Raw genomic sequence first — 20,085 nt, 5'->3', positions numbered from 1 at the left:
CAAAGGTCGGACTTCAATTGATCCAGCAGCCATCAAATGGGCGTAGACCCGTTCGAGGTGGTTCCACCTGCCCCGAAATAGGATGAGCCCGTGCACACTCGAACGGTGTAGCGTGGTCAGCTTAGAACCCTCGGCCCTCCCGCTATGATTGACGGCTTGAGACGCGTCGTCGGAGGGGAGATCATGCAACAGGACATACTGATCGTTGCGGCACTACTATTGTCCGTCGTTGTTCTGGTTCCGACTGTCTTTTTCGCGATTGAATGTCTTGCCGGAAGTATCGGCGGGCGGAGCCAATCGCCACGTCAGAACGGCCGACGGCCGAAAGTTGCGGTCCTGGTCCCGGCGCATAACGAGGAACTCCAGATCATCGATACCCTGCACAGCATCCAGAGCCAGATGCGCGACGGCGATCGGCTGGTCGTCGTGGCCGACAATTGCACCGACCTGACCGCATCGCTGGCACGTGAAGCGGGCGCGGATGTCATCGTACGGTTCGATCCGGTTCGCCGCGGCAAGGGATACGCCCTCGACGCTGGCGTCAACTATCTTGGCCTCCTTCCGCCGGACGTGGTGGTCGTCATAGACGCCGATTGCTGGCTCGAACCGGGAGCGCTCGACAATCTCGCCTATATGACCGCGGCAACCGGCAGACCCGTCCAGTCGCGCTATCTGATGGTCGCCCCGCAGGGTGGAAGCATCAACCTTGCGGTCTCCGAATTTGCGTTCCTTCTGAAAAATCGGATCCGGCCTCTCGGTCTGGCGAAATTCGGGCTCCCCGCGCAACTGACAGGCTCGGGAATGGCATTCCCATGGGCCACCCTGCGGGATGCCGCGCTTGCGAACGGCAATCTGGTCGAAGACATGAAGCTTGGGCTGGACCTTGCGCGGGCCGGCCACGCTCCGCTTTTCTGCGATGCCGCAGCCGTGAGCAGCAGGTTCCCCTATTCGAAGAAGGGCCTCGAAACACAGGCTTCCCGATGGAACGCGGGCCGCTTCGCGCTGACGGCACACCTTTTTTCGGCCCTGCTTGACGTCAATACGTTGCGGAGACGGGCCTACCTGGCTCTCGTCGTCGATGCGCTCATACCGCCGCTGACATTGCTGGCAACGCTTCTCTTGCTCTCGCTGTTTGTGGCAGTCCCCCTCGCAACTTCCGGAATTGCGATCTCGCCATTGGTGATCTCGATCATCAGCATCCTGGCATTCGATATCGCGCTATCGGTGGCGTGGTGGCGTCATGGCAGACGCGCGCTTCCCATGCATGCCATGGCAGACATTCCGGGATACATGTTCAGGAAACTGAGGCTTTATCCGCGCCATATCCTTCAGACTGGCGGGGCGGCCTGGATCAGAACCGATCGAAACAGGAACCACTGATCGGGCCGGAGGCATTGCCCTTTCCGAAGCTCGGGTCAGGACGCGGAATCCGAAACCATGCAGGCGTCTATCCGGTTCGCCTTTGTCGCGGACAATTTCTGAGCAATATGCTCTCCGACACGCAAGGCGTTAGCGGCAACCGTCAGGCTTGGATTGACCCCTCCGCTGGTCGGAAAGAACGACGCATCAACGACATAGAGATTGTCCAGATCGTGCGTACGGTTGTTGACATCCAATACCGCAGTGGCGGGATCAGGACCAAAACGGCACGTCCCACTGGCATGGCCGTAGTTAAGGTTGACTTCGGAGCCGAGCATCATCATCCGGTGCCGCTTGAATGCCTTCCGATATAACTTGCGGAAGGCACGCATTCTCTGCCGCAACTCGCTGTGAATTGTATATTCGAAATAGATTCTGGCGGCGTCTTCCGGATCAGGCTTCACGCGATTTTCGGGATAGGGCAAATCCTCGAGGATAGAGGTGAATATCGTTGCATTGCCGGAGATAAGAGCGCCGATCATCGCCGGAACGCGCATGAAGGGCTTGAGCGGCTTCAGCCAGGCCCGGCCATTCTGGTCGATCCGTGACTTCAGGAAGTGAAGCACGTTATTGGCGGTAGCAGTCAGGCCCGTGGACTGGATGACGCCTAGTTTAAGGCCTTGATGTTCATAGAAATCACGAAGACCTATCGACTTTCCCGGCTCTGAAACACGGGTTTTGCCCCGGGGCCAGACGGCGAAGAAATCGGACGCATGGAACATCAGGTTGCGCCCCACGAGATCCGACGTGTTTGCAAGGCCGTTCGGCCAGAATTCGTTGGTGGAGTTGAGGAGAAGCAAGGGTGTCGAAAGCGCGCCAGCCGCGAGTACATAGAGCTTCGCAACGATTGCCAGCTCGTCTCCGTTCCTCCGGCACGACAATTGAGTGACCGCCTTGTCGTCGGCCGAGACCTTTTCCACGTTGCATTGATCGATGATCATGGCGTTGCCGGTCGCCAGTGCCGGCTCGATGAATGCCCGCCGCGCATCCTGCTTGCAGGATTTATGGCAGATGAAGCCGCCGCATTGGCCGCAGCCGTCGATATAGCGGCAGGCCGTGTGACTCCGATAGGGATGCATCCCATTCGATTGCGCAGAGTCGAAAAAATGCTGATCGCATCGCGTCATGGCAGGAGGTTCGATGACCTCCGATTGTGGCTGCAGCGGATCCTGGCTGCCGCGCACATGCAGGAGGCGCTCCGCCTTGCGATAAAAAGGTTCAAGGTTTTCATAGTCGATCGGCCAGGACGGCCTGCCGGATTTGTCGACGATCTTGAAGTCGCTTGGGGAAAACCGTTCGAGCGTTGCCGCATAGATAAGCGTCGAACCGCCGACGCCGCAGCCGAGTGCAGGAAAAAAACGTACTGCACGGGCATCCACGGAGCCGGAAATCTGCTGCGGCCACCGGCCATTTCTCAGGCGCTTCGCTTCGTCCAGACTATCAGGGTCATCACGTTCATCCTGCGAAAAGTGAGCCAGACCCTTTTCTATGAAAACTACGCGGTGCCCTGCGGTTGCCAGTGCGTATCCTATTGCCGCCCCGCCCATTCCCGCGCCGACGATGGCAACGTCCCATTCAAATTCCATCCACATCCCCAACTCGAAACAAGGGCCGTGGCGATCAAGCCTTCAGCCAGCGAGGCTCCTTCGGAGGCAGAGCCCAGCATTTCAAATCGCTGCCAGTGTCCATTTTCTCGGCGGAAGCGATAGATCCGCCTTCTATCTAAAATATAAAATAAATTCACATGCCCAATTTTAAGTCATCTCGAAAGGTTTACTAAAAATATGAGCGCGATTTGAACGTTATACCTTAAGGATTGTATTCGATCGGCCCAGCAACAAAAGTAGGTAATAGGGAGATCATTCTTAGGAGGTAGGCAGGATACATTGTGCCCACCCTCTCCTCGGCTATACTCGTATCGCTGGTAGGGGTTTTTTAACGATGGTCACACCATTTGAGCCGGACATCGGAAATGACTACGTATCGTATGAGCACAAACTTCCGCGAGGAGGACTGGAATATCATGTAATCGCCTATGTGGCGGCAGCAACGGACTTCATCTACCTTCTTGGAGCAACCGGTATCGGCTTCACGGGCTATCAGTATGTCGTATTCGGATCCGTACCTGATCCCTCGCTCTTTATCGGCATCGGCCTTGTCCTATCGACGATTTTCGTACTCGCCATGCACAGTGCCCAGGCCTACAGTCCGGAGAACATTCAGCTCCTGAGGCCGCAAATCCGGCTGATCTGCATTCTTATCCCAAGCGCTCTTGCCTTCCTGCTGACGGTCATCTTCTTTCTGAAGATCGGCACGACGTTCTCGCGCGGGGCGATCTTGATGACCGCTGTCATCTCTCTGTCCGGGCTGATCTGCACCCGCCTGTTCTGGCACTGGTATCTGCCATCGGCGGCAGCTGCGGCCTCATTCAAGATGAGGCGGGTACTGCTGATCTGCCACGGCGAGTTCTCGACCGAACATTGGCAGCACGAGGCCGCTGCAAGCGGCATGACCCTCGCACAGGTCATACGCCTCACGGATGAAAATCTGCTGCCCGCAAATGCCCTGCAGAGACTGAGGCAGAGCGAGGCCGATAGCATAGATGAAGTATTCATCATCTGGCGGGACCCGAACGTCTCCAATCTTGAATTCTACCTTGGAGAACTCAGGCGCTCGGCCTTGCCGGTCAATGTCATCTTCGATGGAGTCGTCGGCCGGCTGACCAGCGCCCCGGCCCGCAGGATCGGCAGCATGACCGCTTTCCAGACGCAGCGGCCGCCGTTGAGCCTCTATGAACGCAGCACCAAGCGCGCATTCGACATCGTCTTTTCGCTGACGGCCATCCTCTCGCTGTTTCCCTTGTTGGTCGTAGTGGCGATCGCCATCAAATGCGACTCCAAAGGTCCCGTGCTGTTCAGCCAAGTCCGCAAAGGATATGGCGGCCGCTCGTTTCGAATCCTGAAATTCCGCAGCATGACCGTCATGGAAGACTCGGGCGACATTCGCCAGGCAACCAGGAACGATCCCCGCGTCACGAGGGTGGGGGCTGTCATCCGCGCTTCGAGCATCGATGAATTGCCGCAATTCTGGAACGTCCTTCGAGGCGAGATGTCGATCGTCGGCCCCCGCCCGCATGCGCTCGCCCATGACGAACTCTATGATGCCCAGATCGCCAAATACGCCTTCAGGCGGCACGTCAAACCCGGCCTGACCGGTTGGGCCCAGGTCAACAATTGCCGCGGCGAGACGCCGAACATCGAGAAGATGGAAGAGCGGATATTCCATGACCTCTGGTACATCAACAACTGGTCGTTCTGGCTGGATATGAAGATCGTCGTCCGCACCGCGATCGAGATCTGCGATTTCGGCAAGGCCTACTGATTTTACTGCGAGATTTTAATAAGGCGTTATGTCGATGGGAGCGCCGGAATGTGTGTCACATCGCGCATGCCGGCGGTCTCGATGAGGACCTCGCAGGGTGGCGCGTGGCTGATGAAATGGATCGGGCTTGCCGTCAGCCCGTAAGCGCCGCTGTTATGGACGGCAACAAGATCACCCTCCTCAATTCGCGGAAGCATCGCCCCGACAGCGAGCCGGTCGATCGACGTGCAAAGAGGGCCGACGAGATTGACTTTCTCCGGCTCGCCCTGCCCACCGACCTTGTGCATCGTATAGTTCCGATGCATCACCATCCCGAAATGGCCGGAAGCCGGCAGGTGGTTGTTCATGCCGCCGTCGCAGATGCCGATCCGCACGCCGCGCGATTCCTTGACCGAGACGACGCGCGTCAGAAAATATCCGGCCTCGCCGACGAGATACCGCCCGAGTTCGAGCACCAGCCGGGTCTCGGCAAATTGCGGCAACGCCTTGAGACCGTCGAGATCCGGCGCGATGCCGGAAACGACCGCGGAGAGATCGAGCGGCAGGTCGCCATCGTGATAGGGAATTCCGAGCCCTGAACCAAACACCAGCTTCTCCGGCCGAGGAATGTAAGCTTCGCAAACTTCCCGGAAAATGCCGATGAAGTTGCGATAGTTTTCGCAGATCGCCTCGGGCTTTAGGCACTGCGTGCCGGAATAGATGTGTAGTCCGACGATCTTGAGATTGGGCAGAGCCGCAATGTCAGGGAGGTCTCTTGCGATATCTTCCCAGTCTATGCCGAAGGCCGACGGCCGGCCGGCCATCTGGTCGCCGAACCCTTTGGGAACCGTGGTCGGCGCGATGCGCACCAGGACATGCTGCACACGTACGAGCTCGCCGGCGATCGCGTTCGCAAGCACCGCCTCACGCACCGATTCCAGGATCAGTTCGCCAATGCCGCATTCTATCGCCTCCCGGATTTCGAACTGCCGTTTTCCGGGGCCTGTGAAGCTGATGCGCTCTGCCTCCCATCCCGCCTTTATCGCCGTCCTGAACTCGCCGATGGAGGAGACGTCGAGATATTCTGCCTGCCCCTTCATCAGGGAAAGCAATGCCGGATTGGGGTTGCTCTTTGCGGCAAAGCTCAGCGCAAAACGCCCCTCGAAGGCTTGCCTCAGGAGTGCCGACCGGCTTTCGATCGCCGATGCCAGATAAACATAGGAAGGGGTTCCGAATAATGCGGCCGCACTCTGCAGCCAGACATCGAGCGCCGAATAATGGTTCATCACGCGCTGGCTTCGGCAAAACGGATGATCCGCGCCGGCGTATCGAAATTTTCGAGCGTCACGTCTTCGGCGCGAATGGAAAGGCCCGTCGTTTGTTCGATAAATGCCAGCAGGTTCACCATCGAAACGGAATCGAGCAAGCCGGAGGAGAACAGTTCGCTCTCGCTGTCGGCATGGGCGATGTTCAGGGATTCCTGCAGGTAACCAATCAACTTTCCATGGGTAAGGCTCATTGCAGGTTCTCCCTTGTTTCGGTCACTTTGATCTGAGCTGTGGGCGGCGGTGCGCTTAGTGCAATTTCCCCGCCTTGCATCCATTCGCGACAAAGGCGCACCACGTCCGGCCGCGCCAGCTTGCCGCTCGACGTCCTCGGCATGCTTTCCGACCAGACATGGAACTGCCGCGGCACCATGTAGGACGGCATTGCGCGCCGGCAGTAGCGCAGCAGCGCTTCCTCGTCGAACTCGCCGATCGGCGTTATCGCCACATGCACGGTTTGCCCCAGTTCCTCGTCGTCTACCCCGAAGGCTACCGCCTCCGCCACGACGCCGCTGCGGCAGACGAGATCCTCGATCTCGTCTGGACTGAGGCGGAAGCCGCTGGTCTTGATCATCGCGTCGTTGCGGCCGATGAACCAGAGGTCACCGTCGGCATCGATCCGGACGATATCGCCGCTATAGACGACCGGTTCGTCGCCGATCAGGTGCCAGAGTTCCGGACACGGCCGGATCTTCTGCTCCGTCACCTCCGGCTTACCCCAATATCCGAGGCTCACCAGCGGGCCGCGATGAACGAGTTCACCCTGCTCACCGGGATGGGCGATGCCCTCGCCATGCTTAATCACATAGACTTCGGCCCCGGGGATCGCCTGGCCGATCGCTCCCATCTTGCGGGTAAATTTCTGCGGCGAGAGGTAGGTCGAGCGGAAGGCCTCGGTGAGCCCGTACATCAGATAGACATCCGCATCCGGGAAGACCCGCGGTATCTGCTCCAGGATGTTGAGCGAAATCTTGCCGCCGGAATTGGTGATCCGCCGGAGCGCCGGAAACTCCACGGGGTTGTCCTTGAGCAGCCGCACGATCTGGCTCCAGAGCGGCGGCACGGCGGCCACGCCGGTCACCCGATGCCGCTGCATGGCCAGGACGATTTCGGTGGCCATCGGTACCGCCTGGTGCACGACCGTACCACCCATCAGCATCATCGTCGTCAACTGGTTCAGGCCATAGTCGAAGCTGTAGGGCAGGACGCTGAGCAACCGGTCGTCTTCCCTCAGTCCCAGATAGCGCGATACGGAGCGGGCGCCAGCGACGATGTTGCGATGAGTCAGCATCACGCCCTTCGGCATGCCTGTCGAACCGGACGTGTAGATGATCATCGCAAGTTCCGTATCGAGGCGCGCGATCTCGTCGCCTGACAGATCTTCCGGAAGATGATCCCAGACATCGAATATGGTCTCGGCGGGCAATTTGCCTTTGACCAGAACGCTGTCGACCGTGTCAGGTAGCTTACGCGCGCCAAGAGCCTCGGCAACCCTCGGTTCGACGATGATCAGGCGGGCACCGCAGTCGTTGGCGACGTATTCGAGCTGTTCGACCGTCCATTGCGTGTTGACGTTGACAATCACCCCACCGACCTTGGCGATGGCGAACATGGCGGTGACCTCTGCGAGGCTCTTGCGCAGGTGCACGATCACCCGGTCGCCCGGCCGGATATTACGGCTCTGCAGATAACCCGCCAGTCGATCCACGTCGGCCGCGAGCGCGGCATAGCTCGCCGCGCGGTGACCGTCGATGATCGCTGGCTTGCCCGGCCTTGCGCCGAGGTTGTCGGCCAGAAGCTGGTAGAAGTTGGTGGTCAACGCGTTCATGGCAAACTCCTCCAGCGGATGTGGATCAGGGATTGGCATCGGTCTTGGTCTGTTCGCTCGAAAATGGGCCGAGGCGGGGATAGATTTTGGCCGGGGAACCGACGACGATCGAATCCGACGGCACATCGGTGGAGACGGCCGTGTTGGCTCCGATCCGCACCCGGTCGCCGATTCGGATATCGCCAAGAATGGTGGAGTTCACCCCGATAAAGACGTCATCGCCGATCCTGGGCGCGCCGGCGCTCATGTTCGTGCCGATCGTGACATTGTGCATGATGCCGCATCGTTTTCCGAAGACGGCGTCAGGATGGATCGAAATCGATCCCTCCACGTGGATGATGTGAAAACCTTCGCCAAGCGTCACCTCCGCCGGTATCCATACCCGCGTAAGCGTCGAAACGACCATGTTGATCGCGCCGTAGATCTTCTGGAAAAACCGTTTGGCCACGTGGCTCCGGCGGCTCCTCGCCCACCGGCCGAAGCGATATACCAGCAGCGAGATAAAGCCGGCATCGAGGATCCTCCTGCCGTGGCGCTCGTAGTCTTTCCGCACCAGTTCGCGAAACGAGGCGGGAGGCGCGTGCTGGGCCGCACTCTTATGGTCGCCCGTCGCCGCGGATTGAGGATAGAGAAACCGAAGCCGTGAAGTCATGCGAGCACCATCTCCAATGTGCGGTCGATATCACTCCATTCGACCCTGAAGTTTTCGCAGGTTCCCTCGCCGACGACGAAAGCATAGCCTTGGCCCTGGCGATCGGTGATGACCTTGAGAACTGAAACCACTCGATCTGCCGGCTGGATGACGAACAGGGCCGAATCCGGCGGCATGACCGTCAATCCGTGGACCAGATGGCTGCCTTCGACGCCTGCGACGACGCGGGCTCCGGCACAGGCGTGGATGATGTCGTCGACCGACGAGGTTAACGGATCGATGATCCGGAATCCGTATTGCTTCGCGAACCGTTCGGCGATATCGGCCTCGTTCGACAGCAGGCGGCTTTCGCCCTTGTTCCCCCGCAGGATGAAGACGCCGGGATGAACGGGAAAAGGTGGCGCCGATGCTAGAAGCTTGTCGCGGACCTGATCGGCCCGTTTCTTCTTGGCCTCGTTCTGCCCCTTGTCTCTAAAGAGGATGACCTCGTCGAAATGGACGTCGCTGACATAGATCGGCTTGAAGTCGAGTTTGGAGGCATATTGCGGCTCGTGCCCCCGTGTGATCGGCCGCGTCGTTATCGGAGTTTGGTATTTCTCCGCCAGCGAATAGGTCAGGCAATCATCCGAAAGCCAGTTGCCGAACCAGCGATTGCCGACCCAGCTCTCGAACAGTGCACCGCTGGTGGAGTGCTTGGGAGGCCCATAGACAGGCATCCGGCGGCTGCGGGGCCTGAGGCTCCTCGAGCAATCCGGCGCATAGAGAACGCCATCGATTAAATCGATATTCTTGAGCCGGTAGCCGACCGTGGCCTCCTGGGTAGTCTCGTAATTTCCCCTGAAACCCTTGACGATCTCGATGATCGGGCCGAACTGGGTACCCTTTATGCGATCGAGATGATGCGGCAGAAACTTTGCGGGGCGAACGAAGCGCCGGCTCTGCGGGGCAATCGTCCAGCGATCGACGGCAACCGCTTCGATATCCGGGAGCGGCATCCCGGCAATCTTTCTCAGAGAATGCACGATCGGCAAAAAAGATATCAACCAACTATCCTCGCAAGGCGCAATCAGCATCGGACAACAGGAGTTTTCCTTGTGCGAAACTCCGCATCCCAACCAAGATATTCGCATGGCTGCCAATGGTTTCGCCGCTAATCTTTGGGCTATCGGGTTACTCATTTCGGCGTATCAGGCAACGCAGGCTCCTCTAGCCTCCTGAAGCGAGCTATCGGCTATTTACTGAGGGCATCCCACATTCTGCGTTCACTCCAGGCCTTTCCTGAAGCGCCAGGTAAAACGGACGATATTCCGGATGCGAAGCAATTGGCTGACGAGATAGCTGCCTTCACGAGGGTAGGCGCGCGCCACATAGTTCACGTAGTGGGATGCGAAGGCAAGTGGGACCGGTGCCTGGCAATCGCCCGCCTCATTCGACCTGGTTGCTCGATAGCGTTGCATGAAGTCGGCAGCAAATAGCCTGAGCGTGTCGGCTTTCCGGGCATCGAGCGCGACGGGGGGCCGTTGCTTGCGGATATCGACTCCATAGATCGCCGCGAAGCTCACGGCAGCCACATAGTAGGAGCCAAGTTCCGTCAGATGAACCTCGTCGGAAAAGATCGCCTCCATGCGATCCGTCACATTCCAATCCTCGAATCCGCTAAAGGCTGGATCGGACGTCAAGCGCGCGACAAGCTCGGCAAGCGCTAGAGACGTCGGGATGAAACGAATGTGACTTTTTCCGCCGGAGGCCCCGATCTTGTCGTTTACCCGGTTCACGACGCAGCGCCAGACGGACAGAGCCCGCCTCTCATATTCGATCCACGGACGGGGATCCTCTAAAGACGAAACGCTTATCCAGGGTGTGTAGAAGTATGTGATCCCAGCTGGATTGGCTGTAGTGAACGCATGATGGTAGGCATGTAGGTAACGAACAGTTTCGCTCCACATCAACGCATCCAGAACACGATGTTGTTCGGTAACGATGAGAATGTTGTAAGGCTCCTCGGGCAACGGGACGAGTCTGCCGACGGTTCGCTGCTGGATGGAAGAACCGGTCACGTTCTCCGACCTCCAGGACACCGAGATCCCTTCCTGCCGGGCTATTCCCTCCAAATGATCAGGATAGGGACGATCCGTCAGGCTATGCCCGGACACCAGGATATGGTCTTGGTTGCTTGCAGAAAAGGCTCGAGGTGGAGCGTCGAGATCACGCTCTGCCCTAGCTGGATCAGGCTTGAACATAGCCGCACCAAGTGCGAGCGCACCGACTGTGGATGTCGCGCAAGCGGCTGCTAGAATCCTCGAAAAACACATTTGAAACGGCCTCCGACGACGGTTGAGCATAGGCATGGCGTGCCGTCGGCCGAAGCTACCTTTGCAACCAGGAGATATTGCTGAAGGTCGCCTGGACATTTCGCAAGCTGCTCCGTGCGGGGCGCACTCATCTTAAAGTCGATCAGCACTTTCAGGCTCATCCGTTAGATGGAGGATTTGGAGCCAGAAGCTTACCTCTTTGTGCTCTGTTTGCAGGTGCCGAAGGTCGCCCTAGTATAAACCGTCTTGTCCTGGTTGGATGGGAAGGGGTTACCGATCATTGGGGGTCTGTAGATGCGTGGGATAACGAGTCTCGCGGGGCTTTTGCTCTGCCTGACATTTGGGGACGTTGCAGCTCAGACGACCTACCGCCTGCAACCGGGGGATACGCTGCAGGTATGGATTGCCCAAGAGCCTGAGCTGACCCGCGAGGTCGTCGTAGCTCCCGATGGATGGCTGTCGTTCCCGCTTGCAGGCCATATTCAGAGCGCGGGGCTTTCGCTTTCGGAACTGGAAGCGCAACTTCTCGGACGGCTGAAGACGTATTTCAAGGACAGCCCAAATCTCACGATCATGCTGCGCCCCAACACCCAGAACCCGCAGCTGATCTATATCCTCGGCGAGGTCGATAAGCCGGGCGAATATCCGTATCGGGCCAACATGACCGTCCTCCATGGCATCAGCGTTGCCGGCGGCGTTTATCGCATGCCCTTGCTGGCCGCCGATCAGGACCGATCAGTGGTGGTAAAACGCGATGTCGAACACTCCGAAAAGCGCCTGCAGGAACTGCGAGCCCGCATCATCCGCCTGGAGGCGGAAATGCGCGGCGAAAAATCTCTCGGCACGGCCGAAGCCCTTGTCGCCGATCCGGCCCTTGCCCAGGAACAATCACTCCTGAACGCCCGGATGGAAGCGCTCACCATGGAGGAAAAGGCCCAGGCCCAGGCAAACCAACTCACGGAGCGGAACAGCCTCGCGATGCAGGAGCAAGCCGATACCCTGACGAAACGGATAGACCTGGCCAAGCGCCGCCTCCAGAGCATCTCCGGGCTCGTCGCCAAGGGCGTGACTGAAGGCTCCCAGCAGATGGTTCAGGAAGGCACGATTGCCGAACTCGAGGGACAGGTCAGCCGGCTGACGTCTGAAATCGCAGTCGCCGAGCGCGCAAAAATGGCGGAGATCGCCCGTTATGACAGCGCGCGCCAGGCGCAAAGGACCCAATTGCTGGTCGAACTCAATGCTGCCCGCCGCGAACAGGAAGAGGTTACCGCGCGACTTGCCGACAGCACGCGGATCATGACGATCTATGGCGAGAGCGCTGCCTCGAACCAGCAAAGAGAGCGGCGAGTGCTCGGTTATCAGATCGTGCGAACCGCCGACGGTGAAACTCGGGAGTTCGCCGCGACCGAGACGACCCCGATTCTTCCCGGCGACCTGCTACGCGTCGTCTACACCGCCCCCGCGAACACCCCGGATTCCGGGGTGGTACAGCCATTGGCCAGGTTCGAACGCCGCTCGTCCGAGGCAACGATGAGGGCGGCTCGATGAGGGAGACTTCGTGATGACCAACGTATCTCGTACGCGAAGCAATGAGGCGGCAGCATGATCAACGAGTTGGGACGCAACATCCTCTATTTTATGGAGGTCGCACTCGCCAAACCCTTGTATGCCATCATACCCGGTCTGGTTACTCTTATGGTGGGCGCCTACTTCATTTACGCCATGCCTCGGAGCTATTACTCCGACGCGCTGCTGCTGATGGAATTCCATCAGATACCGACGACGCTCGTATCGCCCACTGTATCGAACGATCGCCTGCTGTTCATCGAGCAACGGGTACTGTCACGCAACAGCCTGCTGGCGCTGGCCGACAAGTATGGTCTTTTTCCACATCTGCGGGAGACCCTGCCCAAGAACAATTTTGCCGGTGTGATACGCAACCAGATCACTCTCCAGATATCGGTGACCGACGGAGCCGACCGCACCGCAAGCAATGCCTCCGTCAGGATTGGGTTCAAACATGACGATCCTGTCGTCTCCGCGAATGTGGTTGCGGACCTCGTGTCGCTGGTCATCGAAGAAAACCGGCGCATCCGCACGGCGCGTGCCTCGGAAGCGACCAAGTTCCTGGCGCAGGAAGCCAATAACGCCACTCAACGTCTCCGCGAGAGGGAAGGCGTCTGGACCAGATATCTCGAAGAAAACAAAGAATCCCACCCCACCCGGGTCCCGACCCTGCTGATCGAACTTCAGACCAAGGAACTGGAACTCGCCACACTCGATCGGGCGGCCATTGCGCTGAAGGAGGAGATCGGGATCTATGAGGCGCAGCTGCGCATGGGCGTCAGACAGACGACAGAGATTACGCGCTTTCACGGACAGCTCCTCGATCTCGAGCGTGATTTCGCAGTCAAGTCCGTGATTTATTCGGACACCCATCCACAAATCCGGGCCATGAAGCAACGCCTCGAGGAGATGCGGGCCCAGGTTGCACCCGCACCGCGCGGTGCCTCGGCGGACATGCCGACGCCTGAACAGATCAAGACGCTTTCACCCGAGCTCATGCTGATTGCGGAACGTATCGCAGTGGCAAAGCCACGCCAGGAGCAGAACGTCGCACAAAGGAATTCCATCGCGGAACGCATCGCCCGGCTGCGGCAGCTCATCTCTCACGCTCCCGAAGTTGGAGCGCAGATCGAAGCGAATGAAGCCGAGAAGGCCTCGCTGCAGCGAAACATGGACGAGATGCAGACCAAACTCGATGCCGCCCGTCTCGGCGAACGCCTGGAGGAAGGCGATGCCGCCCAGCAGATCGAGGTGATCGAGGTGCCGGAAGTTGCAAAAGCCCCTTCAGGACCGCGGCGGCTTTATTTGGCTGCCGTGCTTTGCGCCGCGGCGGCGATGGTCGCGACTGCGGGAATTTACGCCGGTCATCTGTTTGACCGAACCGTTCGCGGCACGTTTGATCTCAGCCATGCTCTGGCGGGAGAAGCGCTGGTGGTCATTCCACATTGGAAGCCGAAGCGACGCGTAGCCAGGGCGTTCCGGAATTCGGCATTCACCAACCCAAGTCCGATTGCTGGAGGGTGACATCATTCGAATCCGGCAGGACCGCCTTTAGTTGAAAATCGTATCGATGGGACAGGGCAGGGAATTTTATGGAAATCATCAAGAATATCTCAGCTCGAGGAAGAATGGCGGAAAGACTGGACGGGACCGGTCTCGCTGAGCTGAATGCCGGCTACCTCAACGGCTCGGTCAATGGAATCCATCCTCACGAGGAATGTCCGCCGCTGCCGGACCTTTCGCCGGTGTCTCCCACCTTTTTGTATGCCAATCGCATCATCGCTTTCGACAGCGACAGTTCGATGGCACACGCCTATGACGTCCTGCGGAACCAGCTGCTGCACGAACACAAGAACCAGGACACGCGGGTGATCTCGGTGACCGCCCCGACGATCGGTTGCGGCACCACCGTAACCGCCATCAATCTGGCGCTTAGCTTTGCCCGCGTACCCGGATCCAACGTCCTGCTGGTCGACGCAAACCTCCGGGATCCCGCAGTGGGCGATCTACTCGGACTGTCGCCTCGCCCGCCATTCGAGGACCCGATCCGCGGGTGGCTGACAACGCTGGACATTCGAGGCCTTCATTGCCATCTGCTGCGCACCGCTTGGGGGCCGGGCAGAATCCCACTGCCGGCGGACCTGGCCCGCATGACGGCGCAGATCGAATTCGTGCGACAGATGCTGAAGCCGACGATCGTTCTCTTCGATCTGCCGCCGATGTTGAGTTCGGATGAGGTGATCCCGTTCATCGACATGTCCGACACCGCCGTGATCGTACTCGCCATCGGTAAGTCAAAGCTTCCAGAACTGGAGATCTGCCGGAGCTATCTCGGCTCCGAAAAAAGCATGCAAGTGGTCCTGAACAAGACGAAGAGGCATGGCCTTTGATGGATGTCGAACATAGCCGGCAAGACGACGCCTCGCGGTTGAAACTGGTCGTCGTCATCGTCAACTATCGGACCGCCGACCTGACTGTCGATTGCCTTGCGTCCTTGAGCGTTCCCGGTACGGTACCGGATGGGACACGGATCATCGCCGTCGATGGAGGGTCCGGCGATAGCTCGGCCGAAATTATTGCCGCCGCCATAAAGGCGAACGCCTGGACGAACGCCGCATGTCTCCCGCTCGACACGAATGGCGGCTTTGCCTACGGCAACAACCGCGCCATCGAATATGCCGTCGGAAACTTCGGCCGGCCGGACTATATCCTGCTCCTCAATCCCGATACCATCGCTCGCCCCGGCAGCATTTCCCGTCTGGTGGAATTCATGGACGGCAAGCCTGATGCCGGCATTGCCGGCAGCCGCCTGGAACATCCGGACGGGCGGGGCCAGGCCTGCGCTTTCCGCTTTCCCTCGATTGCCAATGAATTCGAAAGCGAGGCCAAGCTAGGCCCGGTCACCCGCCTGCTCGATCGCTGGCGTATCGCCCCCGACATGCCGAAGGAGCCGAGCCGGATCGACTGGGTGTCCGGAGCCAGCCTGATGATCAGGACGGAGGTCCTGGACCAGATCGGCATGCTCGATGAAGGGTATTTCCTCTATTACGAGGAAGTCGATTTCTGTATCCGGGCAGCGCGCGCCGGATGGTCCTGCTGGCACGTGCCCCAAAGCCGCGTCATCCACCTGGTGGGCCAATCGACGGGCGTGACGCGCCACATCAATCCATCCAGGCGGCCGGCCTATTGGTTCGAGTCTCGGCGGCGCTACCATCTCAAGCATCATGGCGCCGTGTTCTCGGCCCTCTCCGACCTTGCCTGGCTTTGCGGACATATCGGCTGGCGCATCCGCCTCCTCGCAGAAGGCAAGCCCCCAAGCGGGCCGCCGCATCTGCTGCAGGATTTCATTCGCCACTCGGGGCCATTTCACAGGGTTTGACCGTTTTCGCAAACAGCAACCCGGCTCAAACAGCTCCCGGCCGGGCCATCAGTATTTCCAGAGCCGCCGCGGATCTGTTGATGTCATGGCGTTCGAGCGTTCGACGCCGCCCCGCCTCGCCTTTACGAAACAGTTCGACATCGCTTGCGAACAGTGCCTGCCGCATTGCGCCGGTCAGCGCCTCCAGATCACCTGCGGGAACGAGCCAGCCGTTGTCCGGTTGAACGAGCTCCGGGATGCCGGCGATATAGGTCGAGATCACCGGACGCTTCAGAGCCATGCTTTCCATCAGCACGACGGGGAGACCTTCCGCGAAGCTTGGCAGGACCAGAGCCTTGGCTCGAAGAATTTCGCTGCGCACATCGTCCTGCGAGATCGTGCCGGTCAGCACGACCGTATCGCCGAGGCCGAGCCGTTCGATTTCATATCCGATTTCAGCTCGCAGCGGGCCATCGCCGACGAGGACGAGTTGAAAGCGCATTCCCTCTGCCCGCAGGTTTGCCGTCGCCTGCAGCAGAAGGAGATGGCCCTTCTGTTCGGATAGCCGGGCGATACAGACGAGACGTTGACCGGTGCCGTGTTCATCCACGTCGTCGCTCAGATAGCGCTGGTCGATGCCGCAATGGACGACCTCGATCTTCCGCCAATCTCCAAGGTCGGCCCAGCGCAGCAACTGGCTGCGACCATAGGAGCTGACAGCGACAACAAATGACGAAGCCCTGATCTTGTCGCCGAGCCCCAGCGTTTCGGGCCGATCGAACTCCTCCGGACCGTGGACCGTGAAACTGAACTTCATGCCGCCGATCTGATGCGCGAGTGTCGCAACCGTCGCGGGGTTGGTGCCGAAATGCACATGCAGGTGATCGATCTTGTCCCTGCGGCACCAATCGGCCAGGATCATCGCTTCGAGAAAATATACGAGGTGGTGCAGGTAACGCCCCCCCGACATCCTCGCGAACCGGTACGCACCTCCCAATGCTTTCAACGAATTCCCGGGGCGGGCCAGCAATTGGCGGGCGACGCTTGCCATGGCGCGTATCATCGGGGTGCGCAGGATATGGCTGGTACGTCGAGCTTCTGCGATGTCGTCGGAATCCTTCAGGACGCCACGAAAGGGACGCACCGCATATCGTTCGACCCGATGCCCCCTCGCCTCCAGCGCTACGATTTCGCGCCGTATGAACGTGTGGCTCGGCGCCGGATACTGGTTGGTGAAATACGCAATCCGCATTCCACAAACATCCCTTCATCTTTGCCGATCGCCGGCAATTCCCCTTGGATCCGGTATAGCAAAAAGGGCTTCGTGGGCTCAGTGCGACAAAGAGCTTAAGGCCGCGGCGCCGGCTTCCACCAAAGAGGTAAATTTACAGCTGCGATCCCAAATTCTACAGATAGAATATGGGCTTATCACGTTGGTAGGCTGGAGATCGCTGATGACGACCGCCAAACCAACCGCCAGGAATACGCACACATGGACACAGATATCCTGATGCACCGCGACTATTCCGGGATCGGTGCCGATGTCGGCATCGTCGTGATTGGACGCAACGAAGGGCAGCGTCTCATCGACTGCCTCAATTCACTCAAGACCCATCGCGAGCGTACGGTCTACGTGGATTCAGCCTCGTCCGACGGAAGCGCCGAGGCGGCAGCCGAACTCTGCGCGGAGGTAGTGTCGCTGGACATGACAATTCCCTTCACCGCGGCCCGCGCACGCAATGCAGGTTTCGACGCCATCATGCGGCGCTGGCCCGATACCGCCTTTGTGCAGTTCCTGGATGGGGACTGCGAACTCGACATCAGATGGATCGCGACGGCCACGACCTTTCTGGTCATGCGCAAGGATGTCGCGCTGGTCTTCGGGCGACGGCGCGAACGATATCCTGAACGCACCATCTTCAATGCCATGTGCGATCGCGAATGGGACGGGCCGCCGGGCGAAGTCCCGGCATGCGGCGGCGACATCCTCATCAGAGCCTCCGTCCTTCAGGATTTTGGAGGTTACTCCGGCGGGTTGATCGCGGGAGAAGAGCCGGAACTTTGCATCCGCCTGCGCGAGAGAGGCTGGAAGATCTGGCGCCTTCCCTCCGAGATGACACGCCACGATGCGGATATAAGCCGTCTGAGCCAATGGTGGCGAAGAAGCGTGCGCTGCGGGCATGCCTACGCCCAGGTATCTCATCTCCATCGGAGATCACCATCCAGGATATGGACGAGAAATCTCCGGCGCGCACTTTTCTGGGGCGGATTGCTGCCGCTCGTCGCGATCGCCGGCGCGGCTTTTCATCCCGCTGCACTGGCGCTTCTGCTGCTCTATCCGCTTCAGCTGTTGCGCCTGGCTCGGCGTGTGCGACCGGAGCCCGGGAACTCCTTGCTTTTTGCAACTTTCGATGTCCTGGGAAAATTCCCGGAAATGCAGGGCATCGCGCAATTCTACCTAAACCGGCTGATCAATCGTCGGCAGCGGCTCATCGAGTATAAATAGTTCAAGCCTATATGTCCGATAAGGTCGTACCCTGCGTCCCTTCAGTGCGTGCCCAACACGCGCATCTTCTTTCTGCCATCGTCCAGGGAATCGTGACGGGCCAATGGACTGATCGAGCCAAGCACCTTCAGAGGTTTCGGGCCCTGCTGGGGAAGATACTCCCGATCCCCGGCGAAGCCTGGCGCGAGAATTGCTGCGCACATGGCGGAGAAAGTCCAATATATATAGGGTATGACAGATACACTGCTGGTTGTAACAATTACCAGGAGCATCGCGATCAGGAGACCCAGAACTGCTTTGTAGTTCACCGTATCCGAGTTATCGCCCAGTGATTTGCGAGTCAGCTTCGCCGTAACCCCGAAAAAATATAAAATAAACAGGAACAAGCCAATTAACCCATAATATAGCGCGACTTGAAGATAGGTATTTACTATATCGATGATGCCTTGCCCTTGTATCATGGCCTGCATCTCGGGTTCTTTCAGAAATGAATACGACCCAAACAGAGGATAACGATTGATAACTGTTAAAGAGTTTTCGAAAAGGCTGGATCTGTAAGTTTCGCTACTTTTGTCTGCCGATCCGACAAACGGAAGCAAATTTATAAAACGGTCAAGAAACGGGGGGCGCAGGAACAGCACCGCGACGATTCCGGGTAGACTTGCAAGAGCAAGCTGGAAAGACCTCTTCGGACTAGTGATGGCCAGGAAGAAGACGCACAGTGCGAAGCCGAGCCACGGGCCTCGTGATACGCTCGAAAATAGGCCGAGCACCAGTATGCATAGCGCCACATAACGCCAGATACCCAGCGGGGCTGGACTTCGGAGAGCCAGGAGACAACCGGCACCGGTCATGCAGACGAAGCCGAATGCGATCGCTTCGATAGACGTGGTTGAAGCACGCAAGAGCCCGTCTCGAAAAAGATAGGCGGTTTTAAGAAACACGTCCCATTCCTGGACGACGACATAATAAACGCGCCAGCTTTTCCATATCTCCAAACCCCCGATGGCGCTCAAGGGCAGAACGCCAATTGCGAAGGCGAGGAGTGCTTTGTTCATATCAAGGCCCGAGCGTATCACTCGGCTGAAAACAAAATAAGGAAGGCAGATGTCGAGAAAATTGCCGGCCAGGACTCGGAGAACGGAATTGAAATCTTCCAACCTTACAGAGAGCAGCGAAGTATACCCCACGAACGCGACCACAAGAACGTCCAAGCCCCGAAATTCCCGGATATCTCGGTCCCTCCACAACCTCAGCGCAGCCGGCAGGAGAATTGTAATCGCCAGCCAACGAGGAGGGTCCAGCTCGAGGATCTTGTTGAGGATGCCGGGTATGCCGCTGGGGATAGGCACGCAGGGTGCAACAAACATCAGCACCATATAAAGAAAAGCCGGCTGCCTGGAGTACCGGTGAACATAAATGCTCATGAGAGCCAGGGCGACGGCAAAGTCGAAAAAACCTCGGGAGAAAAAGGTGATGACGGTCGCCAACAGCCAGCAATTTCGCCAAAGGCGGAATTCAGCCGCGCCGATTATCGGCACCGCTATCTTCCCGCCGACATAGAGGGCAGGAACACTGACGACTAGTATATAAGCAAGAGCGCGCAGAAATTCCGGCATCTAACGTCTCTTGCCTAGCCGCAACGATCTGAGGAACGTCTGCATACCGTATATTTTCCCTGCCACCCGCTGCCAATGAGCAAGGTATCCCGCTCCGCGGAAATGCTACTCATTCGGCTACAGGCCGCCACACGGTAAAA

General features: G+C 58.6%; 16 protein-coding genes. 7 read left to right on the top strand and 9 right to left on the bottom strand.

Annotation, left to right across the window (positions count from 1 at the left end; all coding sequences use genetic code 11):
- Nucleotides 1-183 precede the first annotated feature (183 nt).
- A complete protein-coding gene (locus ABCW43_RS25980; RefSeq protein WP_345929847.1) occupies nucleotides 184-1,380 on the top strand; it encodes a glycosyltransferase family 2 protein in 1,197 nt (398 codons plus the stop codon).
- Between the two features lie 35 nt (nucleotides 1,381-1,415).
- On the opposite strand, the gene ABCW43_RS25975 is transcribed toward ABCW43_RS25980, so the two are convergent.
- Nucleotides 1,416-3,005: a GMC family oxidoreductase gene (locus tag ABCW43_RS25975; protein ID WP_345929845.1), complete on the bottom strand. Its 1,590-nt coding sequence runs from the start codon at nucleotides 3,003-3,005 to the stop codon at nucleotides 1,416-1,418.
- A gap of 355 nt (nucleotides 3,006-3,360) precedes the next feature.
- On the opposite strand from ABCW43_RS25975, the gene ABCW43_RS25970 reads away from it, so the two are divergent.
- Entirely contained in the window at nucleotides 3,361-4,800 is a 1,440-nt protein-coding gene (locus ABCW43_RS25970) for an exopolysaccharide biosynthesis polyprenyl glycosylphosphotransferase (protein ID WP_345929843.1), read from the top strand.
- Nucleotides 4,801-4,826: 26 nt separating this feature from the next.
- Here ABCW43_RS25970 and ABCW43_RS25965 read toward each other — a convergent pair whose 3' ends face one another.
- The 6 genes from ABCW43_RS25965 to ABCW43_RS25940 all read right to left on the bottom strand — a co-directional run bounded on the left by ABCW43_RS25965 (nucleotide 4,827) and on the right by ABCW43_RS25940 (nucleotide 10,641).
- Nucleotides 4,827-6,065, bottom strand: a complete 1,239-nt coding sequence (locus ABCW43_RS25965; RefSeq protein ID WP_345929841.1) for a type III PLP-dependent enzyme domain-containing protein — start codon at nucleotides 6,063-6,065, stop codon at nucleotides 4,827-4,829.
- On the bottom strand, nucleotides 6,065-6,298 hold the full coding sequence (locus ABCW43_RS25960) for an acyl carrier protein (RefSeq protein ID WP_210008115.1): 234 nt from the start codon (nucleotides 6,296-6,298) through the stop codon (nucleotides 6,065-6,067). Before ABCW43_RS25960 ends, ABCW43_RS25965 begins: the two co-directional genes overlap by 1 nt.
- Nucleotides 6,295-7,932, bottom strand: coding sequence for an AMP-binding protein (locus tag ABCW43_RS25955; RefSeq protein ID WP_345929839.1), 1,638 nt, complete (start codon nucleotides 7,930-7,932; stop codon nucleotides 6,295-6,297). Before ABCW43_RS25955 ends, ABCW43_RS25960 begins: the two co-directional genes overlap by 4 nt.
- Nucleotides 7,933-7,957: 25 nt before the next feature.
- Nucleotides 7,958-8,584 (bottom strand): serine O-acetyltransferase, encoded by a 627-nt coding sequence (locus ABCW43_RS25950; protein ID WP_345929837.1) that lies wholly within the window; start codon nucleotides 8,582-8,584, stop codon nucleotides 7,958-7,960.
- Nucleotides 8,581-9,579 carry a glycosyltransferase family 61 protein gene (locus tag ABCW43_RS25945; protein ID WP_345929835.1) on the bottom strand — a complete coding sequence of 333 codons (999 nt, stop codon included), beginning with the start codon at nucleotides 9,577-9,579 and terminating at the stop codon, nucleotides 8,581-8,583. Before ABCW43_RS25945 ends, ABCW43_RS25950 begins: the two co-directional genes overlap by 4 nt.
- 267 nt (nucleotides 9,580-9,846) lie before the next feature.
- A complete protein-coding gene (locus ABCW43_RS25940; protein WP_345929833.1) occupies nucleotides 9,847-10,641 on the bottom strand; it encodes a hypothetical protein in 795 nt (264 codons plus the stop codon).
- A gap of 549 nt (nucleotides 10,642-11,190) precedes the next feature.
- Between ABCW43_RS25940 and ABCW43_RS25935 the strand changes: the two genes are divergently transcribed.
- The 4 genes from ABCW43_RS25935 (at nucleotide 11,191) to ABCW43_RS25920 (ending at nucleotide 15,841) form a co-directional block, all read left to right on the top strand.
- Nucleotides 11,191-12,444 (top strand): polysaccharide biosynthesis/export family protein, encoded by a 1,254-nt coding sequence (locus ABCW43_RS25935; protein WP_345929831.1) that lies wholly within the window; start codon nucleotides 11,191-11,193, stop codon nucleotides 12,442-12,444.
- A 54-nt stretch (nucleotides 12,445-12,498) separates the two neighbouring features.
- On the top strand, nucleotides 12,499-13,986 hold the full coding sequence (locus tag ABCW43_RS25930) for a GumC family protein (RefSeq protein WP_345929829.1): 1,488 nt from the start codon (nucleotides 12,499-12,501) through the stop codon (nucleotides 13,984-13,986).
- Between the two features lie 68 nt (nucleotides 13,987-14,054).
- The gene (locus ABCW43_RS25925; protein ID WP_345929827.1) at nucleotides 14,055-14,852 is read left to right on the top strand and encodes a P-loop NTPase family protein; all 798 of its coding nucleotides are present in this window, start codon (nucleotides 14,055-14,057) and stop codon (nucleotides 14,850-14,852) included.
- Nucleotides 14,852-15,841: a glycosyltransferase family 2 protein gene (locus ABCW43_RS25920; protein WP_345929825.1), complete on the top strand. Its 990-nt coding sequence runs from the start codon at nucleotides 14,852-14,854 to the stop codon at nucleotides 15,839-15,841. The genes ABCW43_RS25925 and ABCW43_RS25920 overlap by 1 nt, the downstream gene beginning before the upstream one ends.
- Nucleotides 15,842-15,866: 25 nt before the next feature.
- On the opposite strand, the gene ABCW43_RS25915 is transcribed toward ABCW43_RS25920, so the two are convergent.
- The gene (locus tag ABCW43_RS25915; protein WP_345929823.1) at nucleotides 15,867-17,072 is read right to left on the bottom strand and encodes a glycosyltransferase family 4 protein; all 1,206 of its coding nucleotides are present in this window, start codon (nucleotides 17,070-17,072) and stop codon (nucleotides 15,867-15,869) included.
- A gap of 240 nt (nucleotides 17,073-17,312) precedes the next feature.
- Here ABCW43_RS25915 and ABCW43_RS25910 point away from each other — a divergent pair, with 240 nt between their 5' ends.
- The gene (locus ABCW43_RS25910; RefSeq protein WP_345929821.1) at nucleotides 17,313-18,326 is read left to right on the top strand and encodes a glycosyltransferase family 2 protein; all 1,014 of its coding nucleotides are present in this window, start codon (nucleotides 17,313-17,315) and stop codon (nucleotides 18,324-18,326) included.
- 41 nt (nucleotides 18,327-18,367) lie between these two features.
- Here the strand turns inward: ABCW43_RS25910 and ABCW43_RS25905 are convergent, their stop codons facing one another.
- A complete protein-coding gene (locus ABCW43_RS25905; protein WP_345929819.1) occupies nucleotides 18,368-19,945 on the bottom strand; it encodes an O-antigen ligase family protein in 1,578 nt (525 codons plus the stop codon).
- Between the last annotated feature and the right edge of the window lie 140 nt (nucleotides 19,946-20,085).

It is taken from the genome of Neorhizobium tunisiense, from assembly GCF_039631515.1.
GTDB lineage: Bacteria > Pseudomonadota > Alphaproteobacteria > Rhizobiales > Rhizobiaceae > Neorhizobium.
The sequence above is the reverse complement of the archived record's forward strand: the minus strand, read 5'-3'. Positions and strand labels throughout refer to the sequence as shown.

What these genes read in the sequence shown, in the direction of transcription:
- ABCW43_RS25980 (WP_345929847.1), top strand. Translation starts at nt 184, where the DNA reads ATGCAACAGGACATACTGATCGTTGCGGCACTACTATTGTCCGTCGTT.
- ABCW43_RS25975 (WP_345929845.1), bottom strand. Translation starts at nt 3,005, where the DNA reads ATGGAATTTGAATGGGACGTTGCCATCGTCGGCGCGGGAATGGGCGGG.
- ABCW43_RS25970 (WP_345929843.1), top strand. Translation starts at nt 3,361, where the DNA reads ATGGTCACACCATTTGAGCCGGACATCGGAAATGACTACGTATCGTAT.
- ABCW43_RS25965 (WP_345929841.1), bottom strand. Translation starts at nt 6,065, where the DNA reads ATGAACCATTATTCGGCGCTCGATGTCTGGCTGCAGAGTGCGGCCGCA.
- ABCW43_RS25960 (WP_210008115.1), bottom strand. Translation starts at nt 6,298, where the DNA reads ATGAGCCTTACCCATGGAAAGTTGATTGGTTACCTGCAGGAATCCCTG.
- ABCW43_RS25955 (WP_345929839.1), bottom strand. Translation starts at nt 7,932, where the DNA reads ATGAACGCGTTGACCACCAACTTCTACCAGCTTCTGGCCGACAACCTC.
- ABCW43_RS25950 (WP_345929837.1), bottom strand. Translation starts at nt 8,584, where the DNA reads ATGACTTCACGGCTTCGGTTTCTCTATCCTCAATCCGCGGCGACGGGC.
- ABCW43_RS25945 (WP_345929835.1), bottom strand. Translation starts at nt 9,579, where the DNA reads ATGCCGCTCCCGGATATCGAAGCGGTTGCCGTCGATCGCTGGACGATT.
- ABCW43_RS25935 (WP_345929831.1), top strand. Translation starts at nt 11,191, where the DNA reads ATGCGTGGGATAACGAGTCTCGCGGGGCTTTTGCTCTGCCTGACATTT.
- ABCW43_RS25930 (WP_345929829.1), top strand. Translation starts at nt 12,499, where the DNA reads ATGATCAACGAGTTGGGACGCAACATCCTCTATTTTATGGAGGTCGCA.
- ABCW43_RS25925 (WP_345929827.1), top strand. Translation starts at nt 14,055, where the DNA reads ATGGAAATCATCAAGAATATCTCAGCTCGAGGAAGAATGGCGGAAAGA.
- ABCW43_RS25920 (WP_345929825.1), top strand. Translation starts at nt 14,852, where the DNA reads ATGGATGTCGAACATAGCCGGCAAGACGACGCCTCGCGGTTGAAACTG.
- ABCW43_RS25915 (WP_345929823.1), bottom strand. Translation starts at nt 17,072, where the DNA reads ATGCGGATTGCGTATTTCACCAACCAGTATCCGGCGCCGAGCCACACG.
- ABCW43_RS25910 (WP_345929821.1), top strand. Translation starts at nt 17,313, where the DNA reads ATGGACACAGATATCCTGATGCACCGCGACTATTCCGGGATCGGTGCC.
- ABCW43_RS25905 (WP_345929819.1), bottom strand. Translation starts at nt 19,945, where the DNA reads ATGCCGGAATTTCTGCGCGCTCTTGCTTATATACTAGTCGTCAGTGTT.